8 protein-coding genes are annotated in these 12743 nt (G+C 62.5%); 5 read left to right on the top strand and 3 right to left on the bottom strand.

Features of this window, described 5'->3' with window-relative positions; genetic code table 11:
* Positions 1-10: 10 nt before the first annotated feature.
* Complete coding sequence (locus tag ACK59Z_RS14980) at positions 11-2161, bottom strand: dermonecrotic toxin domain-containing protein (protein ID WP_409293345.1); 2151 nt, start codon at positions 2159-2161, stop codon at positions 11-13.
* Positions 2162-2338: 177 nt separating this feature from the next.
* On the opposite strand from ACK59Z_RS14980, the gene ACK59Z_RS14975 reads away from it, so the two are divergent.
* The 4 genes from ACK59Z_RS14975 to trxC all read left to right on the top strand — a co-directional run bounded on the left by ACK59Z_RS14975 (position 2339) and on the right by trxC (position 9634).
* Positions 2339-4081, top strand: a complete 1743-nt coding sequence (locus ACK59Z_RS14975) for a potassium/proton antiporter (protein WP_003249176.1) — start codon at positions 2339-2341, stop codon at positions 4079-4081.
* 35 nt (positions 4082-4116) lie between these two features.
* Positions 4117-7425 carry a mechanosensitive channel MscK gene (gene mscK / locus ACK59Z_RS14970; protein WP_003249174.1) on the top strand — a complete coding sequence of 1103 codons (3309 nt, stop codon included), beginning with the start codon at positions 4117-4119 and terminating at the stop codon, positions 7423-7425.
* 183 nt (positions 7426-7608) lie between these two features.
* Positions 7609-9069, top strand: a complete 1461-nt coding sequence (gene selO, locus ACK59Z_RS14965) for a protein adenylyltransferase SelO (protein ID WP_108190477.1) — start codon at positions 7609-7611, stop codon at positions 9067-9069.
* Between the two features lie 130 nt (positions 9070-9199).
* Positions 9200-9634, top strand: a complete 435-nt coding sequence (gene trxC, locus ACK59Z_RS14960; RefSeq protein WP_003249170.1) for a thioredoxin TrxC — start codon at positions 9200-9202, stop codon at positions 9632-9634.
* Here the strand turns inward: trxC and ACK59Z_RS14955 are convergent.
* Positions 9631-10404: a ParA family protein gene (locus ACK59Z_RS14955; RefSeq protein WP_003249168.1), complete on the bottom strand. Its 774-nt coding sequence runs from the start codon at positions 10402-10404 to the stop codon at positions 9631-9633. The two genes, trxC and ACK59Z_RS14955, sit on opposite strands and share 4 nt — an antisense overlap.
* A gap of 76 nt (positions 10405-10480) precedes the next feature.
* A complete protein-coding gene (locus ACK59Z_RS14950) occupies positions 10481-11380 on the bottom strand; it encodes a LysR family transcriptional regulator (protein WP_010955618.1) in 900 nt (299 codons plus the stop codon).
* 165 nt (positions 11381-11545) lie between these two features.
* On the opposite strand from ACK59Z_RS14950, the gene ACK59Z_RS14945 reads away from it, so the two are divergent.
* Positions 11546-12733, top strand: a complete 1188-nt coding sequence (locus ACK59Z_RS14945) for an MFS transporter (protein WP_409293354.1) — start codon at positions 11546-11548, stop codon at positions 12731-12733.
* Positions 12734-12743 lie beyond the last annotated feature (10 nt).

Here is a 12743-nt window from a genome sequence, read left to right as displayed (position 1 = left end):
TCACGTGTGCTCAGGAGGGCAGCGCAAAGAATGTGCGCATCAACGAATCATCCTCCGTGCCCAGCCGCATCGCCAGTGCCTGGCGATCGAACAGCTTGCCTGTGCGCATATCACGCACTGCCTTCCCGCTTGGCGCCTGCGCCAGCGCCTTCAGGCACACCTCGGTAAAGCGATAATTGTGCCCTTGAACGGCCGTCACCTTTTCCACTTGCAGGTAGCGCCCGGGCATCATCAAAGACTCCGCCTCATCCGGTCGCCTTGAAAAGGGCCCGATAGGCGTCGCCTGCATATCCTCGCCCGGCTCCAACACATAAACCAACGCGTTTTCATCAAAAATATCCCTGCCACTGATTTGAGCCTGCGGGTCGTTGAAAACCTCCCAGAGGGCATAGGGGTTTTCAGTGAATGACGTGAAGTCGGTGGTCACCAGCACGTCACCCACTTCAATGGCACCCTCACCAACTGCCTGAAAACCCGTGCCCCGCAGGCTGGAGGCAGCCCGATACAGCCTCACTTGATTAGTCACGCCGATCTGCCCAAGTGCGTGAGCAAGCGCATGGCTGCGCTGGATATGCGCGGCGCGCGTGCCCTCTAGCGGCATACCCCGCCACAGGTTGTTGTAACGCTCCGGCGAGCTGGTGTACTCGGCAATGGTGGGCGAGCCAAAGCCGTGCTCATCGCGAAAGACGGGGTAGGGTTCACTGAAGGCATCCAGATACTCGCCATTGGGCCCCAAGGCATCGAGATCAGCCCACGGTACCGCGCCCAACAGAGCTTGCTGGCGGGCCAGCGCCTGATCCGACACCGCCAGCAATTCATCCGCCGCCGGGGCCATGTAAAGCCCCCAGTCGACCTTGGCGGCAGAGGCTTGCGCCTGGCCAGCCACCCGCGGGGGGACGTGGCCATCGGTAAACAGCTCGCTGGCTCGCAGCATGGCTATATCAAGCAGGATGAACAGGATATCCGTCAGTACTGACCACCATGCTGCTGTGCGCCAGCCCTGCTTGCCATTAATTGCCCGGTCCAGATGCAACGCCAGGCTGGCGGTGCCCAGACCGAGCGATGCCAATATCACTGGCCAGCCAAACGGCGCCATCGGTGCTAGCACGAAGCTCGCCGCTTGCACGCCCGCCAGCCACTCGGCCTTTCGCAGCTGGGCATTGGTGGTGAGCCGTTCGTGAGCGTCGCGGGTCAGATCATCCATCACCGCATCACGTAGACGAACGAACAGGTCCCCTTCAATGGACTGCCCCAAGATGGCGGTTTCACCTCGCGACTGTGCGAGCAACTTGAAGTAATTGCGTAGTCGCGGGCGTAGCGACTGCGCCAGTACCCCGTCCCCGACGAACAGCCTGACCAGCCGCTCTCGCCCCACCGTCGTGGCGGCCTGGTCAGCCATCCACTCCTGAAACGCATGACGATCGTCGAACACCTGCACCACAGCCTGAACATCGGCAAGGTAGAGGCACAACCTGCCAGTCTTCAGCTTGCGCAAGAACATCAGCTTGGCGCTGATACCGCCGATGACAAGCGCGTTCCACCCAGATTGAGCACTCCCTTCCCGGGCCAGTCGCAAGGCTTTTACGGTAGTCGGCAGTGCGGGTGCAGCGAGCGTCACCCCCATTTGTTCCTGGCGCTCAGGTTCGCTCAACCCAGATTGCCCCACAGCAGCCATGAAGCGGGCGCGGGCCAGGACACAATAGTCTTCGCCATGCCGTGACCGAAACGTGCTCAGCGCCTCGGTGTAGCGCCCTGCAAAGTCCAACCGCCAGAACGCCGTCAGTACTTGCTGAGGGTCGAGCCGCACTTCGTTGCGCTCGTCGTAAACTGCGTGGCTGGCATCCACCCGGTAGAAGCCACCATAAATACTCAACTCGTCAGCACTGGCCTGCTGCTGCGGGCTGAATCGTTGGATGACCAGTTCGGTAAGGCTCAAAGAGCGTCGTGGCGGCCCACTGTGGCGCCAGCCGGTGAAGCTCAAAGAACTGCTGGCCGCCGACTGGAACTCGTGCCAATAGAGCCCGTCCGGATCCAGCCAGTACCCCAGTTGGCGGCGAAGCACATGGCCCGCCGCCTGGCGCGCCAAACTGTGCAAATCAGGAAATTGCCCGAGCAGGCGCTGGGCCACCTGGGCGAGAGAAATGGTTTCTTTGACATTCATGTCACTTGGCTGCCTGACAGTGGGCAAACCATTACAGCCGCAAGCCGCAGCGACGATGCGGTATCGCTTTACAGCCTGCGTCGGCCTCAGGTTAGAATCGATTGGCACGCGACCTGCTAGCTTTTGCTGGAAAATGCGCTACCACGTCCCTTCCCCGCTGTCTCGGAGTACCTGCCTTTGGATGCAAGCACCATCAACAGCCTGTTCCTGATCGGCGCATTGCTGGTGGGTGCAAGTATCCTGGTCAGCTCGCTGTCGTCGCGCCTGGGCATCCCTATTCTGGTCATCATCCTCGCCGTCGGCATGGTCGCCGGTGTCGATGGTGGCGGCATCATCTTCAACAATTACCCAACCGCCTACCTGGTGGGCAACCTGGCACTGGCCGTCATCCTGCTTGACGGTGGCCTGCGTACGCGGGTGGCAAGCTTCCGCGTGGCGCTGTGGCCGGCGCTGTCGCTGGCCACAGTCGGGGTGATGATCACCACCGCCCTCACCGGCCTGGTTGCCGCCTGGCTGTTCAACCTGAGCCTGATTCAGGGCTTGCTGATCGGTGCGATCGTCGGCTCCACCGACGCCGCTGCAGTGTTCTCGCTGCTCGGCGGCAAAGGCCTGAACGAGCGGGTTACGGCTACCCTCGAGATCGAGTCGGGCAGCAACGACCCGATGGCGGTGTTCCTCACTGTCACCTTGATCGACATGATCGCCAGCGGCCAGACCGGGCTGCACTGGGGCCTGCTGGGCCACTTGTTGCGTGAGTTCGGTATCGGCGGGCTGCTGGGCTTGGGCGGTGGCTGGCTGATGCTGCAACTGGTCAACCGCATCAACCTGGCCGGCGGCCTTTACCCCATTCTGGTAGTGGCCGGTGGCCTGGTGGTGTTCTCGCTGACCAACGCCCTGCATGGTAGCGGCTTCCTCGCCGTTTACCTGTGCGGCCTGGTGCTGGGCAACAAGCCTATCCGCAGCCGCCACGGCATACTGCACATGCTCGACGGCATGGCCTGGCTGGCGCAGATCGGCATGTTCCTGGTGCTGGGGTTGCTGGTCACGCCGCACGACCTGCTGCCCATCGCCCTGCCGGCACTGGGCCTGGCGCTGTGGATGATCCTGGTGGCGCGGCCACTGTCGGTGGTCGCGGCCCTGCTGCCGTTCAAGGCTTTTCACGGCCGCGAAAAGGGCTTCATTTCGTGGGTCGGCCTGCGCGGCGCGGTACCGATCATTCTGGCGGTGTTCCCGCTGATGGCGGGCCTGCCAGACGCCCAGCTGTTCTTCAACCTGGCGTTCTTCATCGTGCTGGTGTCACTGCTGGTGCAGGGCACCAGCCTGCCGTGGATGGCCAAGCTGCTGAAAGTGACCGTACCGCCAGACCCGGCGCCGATTTCCCGCTCCGCCCTTGAGGTGCACATCACCAGCGAGTGGGAGATGTTCGTCTACCGCCTGGGCGCCGAAAAGTGGTGCATTGGTGCCGCCCTGCGCGAGCTGAAAATGCCCGAAGGCACACGGATTGCCGCGCTGTTCCGTGGCGAGCAACTGCTGCACCCGTCGGGCAGCACCGTGCTGGAGGTTGGCGACATGCTCTGCGTGATCGGCCACGAACACAACCTGCCGGCCCTCGGCAAGTTGTTCAGCCAGGCGCCACAGCGTGGCCTGGACCTGCGTTTCTTCGGCGACTTCGTGCTCGAAGGCGATGCCGAACTGGGTGCGGTGGCAGCGTTGTACGGCCTGAAACTCGATGGCCTCGACGCGAAAATGCCGTTGGCCCAGTTCATCCGACAGAAGGTCGGAGGCGCTCCAGTAGTGGGGGACCAGGTCGAATGGCATGGCACTATCTGGACCGTGGCGACCATGGACGGGAACAAGATCCAGAAAGTAGGCGTCAGATTCCCCGAAGGAACGCGACCCGGACCAGGATTGTTCCTCTAAACTTCGTTTCAGCCGGATCCACAAGTAGTCTGCCTATGTCCCTGCGCGTGTACCTTCGCACAGCCCTGCTCGGGTTGTGCCTGTCCCTTTCTTTTGCCGCTAGCGCGGCAGAAGCCCCGACCACCGCCAGTATCCAGAACAGCCTCGACAAGATCGCCGAGCGCAAGCTGCCCGAGGCAGACCAGAAGGCGCTGCAGCAGGTGCTCGAACAAACGTTGAGCCTGCTTGCTGCCAAGGAAGACAACGAAAAGAAACTGGCTGCACTCAAGCAGCAGCTGAGCAGTGCCCCCAAGGAGACCAGCGACAGCCAGAAGGAGTTGGCCAGGCTCAAGGAAACCAAGGCACAACCGGTGGCACAGCGCTACGCCAACCTCACCGTGCCACAGCTTGAACAGATGCTCAGCGAACGCAACACGCTGCAGGGCGAGCTGCAAAAGGCGTTGTCTGAAGCCAACAGCCTGATCATCAACTCGCAAACCCGCCCCGAGCGTGCCCAGGCGGAGATCAGCAGCAGCCAGACCCGCACCCAGCAGATCAACAACATCCTCAAAACCGGCAAGGACGGTGGCAAAGCCATCAATGCCGACCAGCGCAATCAGCTCAACGCCGAGTTGGCCTCGCTCAACGCGCTGACCCTGCTGCGCCGCCAGGAACTGGCCGGCAACAGCCTGCTGCAAGACCTCGGCAATGCGCGTCACGACCTGCTGGTCGAGCGCGCTGCGCGCCTGGAGCAGGAAATCCAGGACCTGCAGACGCTGATCAACGCCAAACGCCTGGCCCAGTCCCAGGAAGCCGTCACCCAGCAGTCGATTGAGGCTCAGAAGGCCGGCGGCAGCAGCCTGCTGGCCACTGAAAGCGCGATCAACCTCAAGCTTTCCGACTACCTGCTCAAGAGCACCGACCGCCTTAACGAACTGACCCAGCAGAACCTGCGCACCAAGCAGCAACTCGACAGCCTGACCCAGGCCGACCAGGCGCTTGACGAGCAGATCAACGTGCTCAAGGGAAGCCTGCTGCTGTCGAAGATTCTCTACAAGCAGAAACAGACCCTGCCGCACCTGAAGGTCGACCGCGACCTGGCCGACCAGATCGCCGACACCCGCCTGTACCAGTTCGAAGTCAACCAGCAGCGCGAGCAGATGAGCAGCCCGGTCACCTACGTCGACAAGCTGCTGGCGGCGCAACCGCAGGAAGATGTGACCCCGCAGCTGCGCAAGGCCCTGCTGGAAGTGGCCATCACCCGCAGCGACCTGTTGGAGCGGCTGAACCGCGAGCTGTCGGCGCTGCTCAACGAATCGATCACCCTGCAGCTCAACCAGAAGCAGCTACTGGGCACCGCGCAGAGCCTGCGCACCACCCTCGACGAGCAAATGTTCTGGATCCCCAGCAACAAGCCGCTGGACTGGGACTGGCTGCAATACGTGCCGGAGCGCCTGGCCGACCAGGTCGCCAACCTGCCGTGGGGCTCCAGCCTGAAAGAGCTGGCCGATGGCCTGAGCCAGCGCCCGTTGCTGTTCCTGCCGCTGCTGTTGGTGATCGGCGCGCTGTTGTGGCGGCGCAAATACCTTTACCAACGGTTAGGCAAAGTGCACCAGGATATCGGCCACTTCCGCCGTGACAGCCAATGGCACACGCCCCAGGCAATCCTAATCAACATTCTGCTGGCGATGCCGGTCAGCCTTGGTCTGGCGCTGTGCAGCTACGCCCTGCAGATCGACGCCCGCGGGCAGAATGCCAACCTGGGCGCCGCACTCTGGCAGCTGGCCCAGGCCTGGCTGGTGTTCTATACCGCCTACCGTATCCTCGCACCCGGTGGCGTGGCGGAAGTCCACTTCCGCTGGCACAAACCGCAGGTCGAGTTCCTGCGCGGCTGGGTTCGCCGCCTGGGCACCGTGGTGCTGGCACTGGTCGGCGTGGTGGCGGTGGCCGAGCACCAGCCTTCGGCATTGGCAGACGACGTGTTGGGCATCGGCGTGGTGCTGACCTGCTATGCGCTGATGGCCTGGCTGCTCAGCCGCCTGCTGCTCAGCAGCCCGGCACACCGTGACACCTCGCTGTTCCGCAGGGCGGTGGGGGTAGCGTTCACCGCCCTGCCCATCGCCCTGTTCGTCGCCGTGTGCTTCGGCTACTACTACACCGCATTGAAGCTTACCGACCGACTCATCTACACCCTGTACCTGCTGCTGTTCTGGCTGGTGATCGAGGCCGCCTTCGTGCGCGGCCTGTCGGTGGCTGCACGACGCCTGGCCTACCAGCGTGCGTTGACCAAGCGTGCGGCAGCCAAGGAAGGGCTGGATGGCGAAGTCATCACCGAAGAGCCAACGCTGGATATCGAACAGGTCAACCAGCAGTCGCTGCGCCTGATCCGCCTGGCCCTGCTCGGCGGCTTCATCGCCGGCCTGTATTGGGTATGGGCCGACCTGATCTCGGTGTTCGCCTACCTCAACAATTTCGTCCTCTACGAATACACCAGCGGCACCGGCGCCGCGGCCAGCATGGTACCGATCAGCCTCGGCGACCTGCTCGGCGCGCTGGTGATCGTCGGCATAACTTTCGCCCTGGCCGGCAACTTGCCAGGCTTGCTGGAAGTACTGGTGCTGTCTCGCCTGAACCTGGCCCAGGGCAGTGCCTACGCCACCACCACGCTGTTGTCGTACACCATCGTCGGCATCGGCATCGTCAGCACCCTGTCGACCCTGGGGGTGAGCTGGGACAAGCTGCAATGGCTGGTGGCTGCGCTGTCAGTAGGGCTGGGCTTCGGCATGCAGGAAATCTTCGCCAACTTCATCTCCGGCATCATGATCCTGTTCGAGCGCCCGGTACGGATTGGCGACACCATCACCATCGGCAACCTGTCGGGCACGGTAAGCAAGATCCGCATCCGTGCCACCACCATCACCGACTTCGACCGCAAGGACATCATCGTCCCCAACAAGACCTTCATCACTGGCCAACTGATCAACTGGTCGCTGACCGATACGGTCACCCGGGTGACGCTGAAGCTGGGCATCGACTATGGCTCAGACCTCGACCTGGTGCGCGACCTGCTGCTCAAGGGCGCGCATGAGAACCCACGCGTGCTCAAGGATCCGGAACCGATCGTGTACTTCCTCAACTTCGGCGAAAGCTCGCTGGACCACGAACTGCGCATGCACGTCCGTGACCTGGGCGACCGCAACCCGACGCTGGACGAGATCAACCGCTACATCAACCGCGAGTTCAAGGCCCACAACATCAAGATCTCGGTACGCCAGGTAGAGGTGTTCCTGATGGATGCGAAGGGCAGCAAGCAGCAATTGATTCCGATGGAACAGCCGAAATCGGATGGCACTGCTTCGGCCTGAATGGGCTCGAATACTTTATTGTGTGCAAAATGGCTGCGAGGGCTTCGCCCTCGTTCGCGGGTGAACCCGCTCCTACACAGGGACCGCACGGCTTTCAGGCGCGGCATGTTCTTTGTAGGGGCGGGTTCACCCGCGAAGGGCCGCCAAGCGGCCCCATTGGCACCGATTCCAAGGAGCAGTCCCGTGAAAGCCCTCGACCAACTCACCTTCGACAACCGCTTCGCCCGCCTGGGCGATGCGTTCTCCACCCAGGTGCTGCCCGAGCCCATTGCAGACCCGCGCCTGGTGGTAGCGAGCGAGTCGGCCATGGCCTTGCTCGACCTCGACCCCGCCCAGGCCGAGCTGCCGGTGTTCGCCGAACTGTTCAGCGGCCACAAACTGTGGGAAGAGGCCGACCCTCGGGCGATGGTTTATTCCGGCCACCAGTTCGGCTCGTACAACCCACGTCTGGGCGACGGCCGTGGCCTGCTACTGGCCGAAGTGCTCAACGACGCAGGCGAACACTGGGACCTGCACCTCAAGGGCGCCGGCCAGACACCCTACTCCCGCATGGGTGACGGCCGCGCCGTGCTGCGCTCGTCGATTCGCGAGTTCCTCGCCTCCGAAGCCCTGCACGCCCTGGGCATCGCTACCAGCCGGGCACTGTGCGTGATCGGTTCCAGCACCCCGGTGTGGCGCGAAACCCGTGAAAGCGCGGCCATGCTGACGCGCCTGGCGCAGAGCCATGTGCGTTTCGGTCATTTCGAGTACTTCTACTACACCAAGCAGCCCGAGCAGCAGCGCGTGTTGATCGACCACGTGCTGGAACAGCACTATCCCGAATGCCGTGAGGCCGAGCAGCCCTACCTGGCCATGTTCCGCACCATCGTCGAGCGCAATGCCGAACTGATCGCCCGCTGGCAGGCGTATGGCTTCTGCCACGGCGTGATGAACACCGACAACATGTCGATCCTCGGCATCACCTTCGATTTTGGCCCCTACGCGTTCCTGGATGACTTCGACGCCAACTTCATCTGCAACCACTCCGACGATCGAGGCCGCTACAGCTACGCCAACCAGGTGCCCATCGCCCACTGGAACCTCAGCGCGCTGGCCCAGGCACTGACCACCGTGATCGAAGTTGAGCCACTAAAGGAAGCGTTGGGCCTGTTCGTGCCGCTGTACCAGGCCCATTACCTGGACCTGATGCGCCGGCGCCTGGGGCTGACCACCGCCGAAGATGATGACATGGCGCTGGTCGAGCGCCTGCTGCAGTGCATGCAACGCGGTGGCGTGGACTACAGCCTGTTCTTCCGCAAACTGGGTGAGCAGCCGGTGGCTGAGGCGCTGAAGGCAGTGCGCGATGACTTTATCGACCTGGCCGGCTTCGATGCCTGGGGCGCAGACTACCTGGCCCGCTGTGGGCGTGAACCCGGCAATGCCGAAGGCCGCCGTGAGCGGATGCATGCGGTGAACCCGCTGTACGTGCTGCGCAACTACCTGGCGCAGAAAGCCATCGAAGCGGCCGAGGCGGGGGATTACAGTGAAGTTCGACGGCTGCACCAAGTCCTGACCAGGCCGTTCGAGGAACAGCCCGGGATGCAGGCCTACGCCGAGCGACCGCCGGAGTGGGGCAAGCACCTGGAAATCAGCTGCTCTTCCTGATTAGCGCCGAATCCTGTGGGAGCGGGCTTGCCCGCGAAGCAGGCAACGTGATGGATTGCACCGGCTTCGCCGGTGTTCGCGGGCACGCCCGCTCCCACAAGGAAACCGTGAACCCAACACCGGAGATGAAATGACCGACCCACTGGTAATCCCCTGCCCCCACTGCAACGGCCTCAACCGCCTGCCCGCCGAGCGCCTGGGCGATGCGCCGAAATGCGGTCGCTGCAAACAGGACGTGCTGTTGAGCACCCCTTTCGAGCTCACCGAAGCCAGCTATGCCAGCCAGATCAAAGGCGACCTGCCGCTGCTGGTCGACATCTGGGCCGACTGGTGCGGCCCGTGCAAGTCATTCGCCCCCACCTTCGAAGAGGCCGCCCGCAAGCTTGCTGGCCGCTGCCGCCTGGCCAAGCTCGACAGCGAAGCCAACCGTAACCTCGCAGGGCAACTGGGCATACGCTCGATCCCCAGCCTGCTGCTGTTCAAGAACGGCCGCGAAGTCAGCCGCCAGGCCGGGGCGTTTCCACTCCAGTCCCTGCTGGAGTGGCTGCGTAACCACGGGGTTTAAGCATTCTCCTCAAGCAGCGAATGCAACTCGACAAACTGCAGAGTCAGCTTGTGCCGCGGCTCCAGGTGAATCAGCGGCAGGCTGGCGTGGTGCGATTCGCGCATTTTCACTGAGCTGCCCAAGTACACCGGCAGCACCGGCAACCCTTCGGCCAGCAGTTCGTCGAGCATCTGCTGGGGCAGGCTGGCACGTGACTGGAACTGGTTGACCACGATGCCTTCGACCACCAGGTCTTCGTTGTGGTCTTCCTTGAGGTCTTCGATCTCGGCCAGCAGGCCATACAGGGCCTGGCGCGAAAAGCTGTCGCAGTCGAAGGGGATCAGCACGCGATCGGCAGCGATCAGCGCAGAAACCGCATAGAAATTAAGCGCCGGCGGGGTATCGATGTAAATACGCTCGTAATCCTCGTCCAGCTCGTCGAGCAACTTGCGCAGCTTGTTGATCTTGTGTTTTGCCTCCAGCTTTGGCTGCAGGTCGGCCAGCTCGGCAGTGGCGGTGACCACATGCAGATTGTCGAATGGGGTTTCGTAGATATCGACCTTGTTCTTCTTGCTGAACGGCCCGCTGGAAAGGCTTTGCTTGAAGAAGTCGGCGATGCCCATGGGGATGTCCTCGCCGGTCAGGCCGGTGAGGTATTGGGTCGAGTTCGCCTGGGCATCCAGGTCGATCAACAAGGTCCGGTAGCCTTCATTGGCACTGACCGCCGCCAGGTTGCAGGCAATGCTCGACTTGCCCACGCCACCTTTCTGATTGAACACCACGCGCCGCATGATTGACCTCCGTGTATCAACGAATGCCCGAGTATGTGGCGGCAGTGGGGCAATGACCAGTGCCATTTGACCGGCATCACGCCTGACCGACCACCTGCCCTGTCAACAACTCGGCAAATGCCTTGGCCATCACCGAATGGCCGCGCTCACGCTGCACCAGCCACACCGCCGTCATCGCCTCTTCATCGAGCAAGGTGCGGTACACCACCCCTTCTATGCGCATGCGCTGGAACGACGCCGGCAGCACCGACACCCCCAGCCCCGCCGAGACCAGGCCGATGATGGTCATCGCTTCCCCTGCCTCTTGCGCAAAATGGGGGCTGAAACCCGCATGCCGCGCCAGGCTCAGCAATTGTGCATGCAAGCCGCTGCCATAACTGCGCGGGAAGAACACGAAGGGCTCAGGGGCCAACGCCGCCATGTAGACGCCTTGCTCAGTGCCCTCGGCCAGCGGATGCGAGGCATTGATCACCGCCACCAACGGTTCTCGGAACAACTCGGTGGCCACCAACCCTTCCGGCAGCGGCATCGGCCGCATCAACCCCACCTCGATGGACTCGTCGAATACCCCTTCGGCAACATCACGGCTGCTCATTTCCTTGAGGTTCAGGTGCACCGCCGGAAAGCGCTGACGGAAGGCGTGAATGGCCTTGGGGATTTTCGAGGTGAACGGGGCCGAGGAGGTGAAACCGATTTTCATCTCCCCCAGCTCGCCCAACTGCGCACGCCGGGCGACATCCGCGGCCTTCTCCACCTGCGCCAATACCTGGCGCGCTTCCTCGAGGAACAATCGCCCGGCCTCGCTCAGTTCTACACGACGGTTGGTACGATCGAACAGCCGGGCCCCCAACTCCTGCTCCAGAGCCTGGATCTGCTGACTCAAGGGCGGCTGGGAAATACCCAGCTGCTGGGCGGCGCGGCCAAAGTGCAGCTCTTCGGCCACAGCAATGAAGTAACGCAGATGACGCAATTCCATGATCTGCTCCAAACAAGTCGCCAAACATCTCAAATAGGTCGAACAATATATTGGATCTAATCGTTAGCCAGCTATATGCTTTTTTCATTGCGCCAGAGGTACCCGCCCGTGAAAACTGCAGTAGCCCCCCTCCTCCTTGAGCCACAACCTGCCATCCTGACCGAAATGTGGATCGTAAAAGGCACACCCGCTTTCATGAAAACCGTGCTGGCCTTGTTCAGCGGCGGTTTCGCCACCTTCGCCTTGCTGTACTGCGTACAGCCAATGATGCCTCTGCTATCCAACGAGTTTTCCATCAACGCGGCGCAGAGCAGCCTGGTGCTGTCGGTGTCCACCGCCATGCTGGCGTTCGGCCTGCTGATCACCGGCCCCATTTCTGACCGCATCGGGCGCAAACCCGTGATGGTGTTCGCGCTGGTCTGCGCCGCCCTGTCCACCTTGGCCAGCGCAGTGATGCCCAGCTGGGAGCTGGTACTGGCCACCCGCGCCTTGGTCGGCCTGTCGCTGAGCGGCCTGGCGGCAGTGGCGATGACCTACCTGAGCGAAGAGATCCACCCGCAACACATTGGCCTGGCCATGGGCCTGTACATCGGCGGCAACGCGATTGGCGGCATGAGCGGGCGGCTCATCACTGGCGTACTGATCGACTTCGTCAGCTGGCACACGGCGATGCTGACCATTGGCGGCCTGGCCCTGGTGGCCGCGCTGGTGTTCTGGAAGGTGCTGCCGGAATCACGCAATTTCCGCGCACAGACGATGAACCCACGCAGCCTGCTGGACGGTTTTGTCATGCACTTCAAGGATGCCGGCCTGCCCTGGCTGTTTCTTGAAGCCTTCTTGCTGATGGGCGCCTTCGTCACCCTGTTCAACTACATCGGCTACCGCCTGCTGGCCGAGCCCTACCACATGAACCAGGCGCTGGTCGGCTTGCTGTCGGTGGTTTACCTGTCAGGTATCTACAGTTCGGCACAGGTCGGCGCCCTGGCGGACAAACTGGGCCGGCGCAAGGTGTTCTGGGCCAGTATCGTGGTAATGGCGGGTGGCTTGCTGATGACACTGGCCAGTCCGCTGGTGATGGTGATCGTGGGCATGCTGGTGTTCACCTTCGGCTTCTTTGGTGCGCACTCGGTGGCCAGCAGCTGGATCGGCCGCCGGGCGCTGAAGGCCAAGGGGCAGGTGTCGTCGCTGTACCTGTTCTGCTACTACGCTGGCTCCAGCGTGGCCGGTACGGCGGGCGGGGTGTTCTGGCACCAGTGGGGCTGGAACGGGATTGGGCTGTTCATTGGCAGCTTGCTGGCGGTGGCATTGCTGGTGGCGTTGCACCTGAGCAAGTTACCACCCAAATCGGTGTGAGGCATTCGCG

This window comes from Pseudomonas sp. KCJK9058, assembly GCF_046230975.1.
Lineage (GTDB): Bacteria > Pseudomonadota > Gammaproteobacteria > Pseudomonadales > Pseudomonadaceae > Aquipseudomonas > Aquipseudomonas alloputida.
This window is presented reverse-complemented; position numbering and strand designations above follow the sequence as displayed.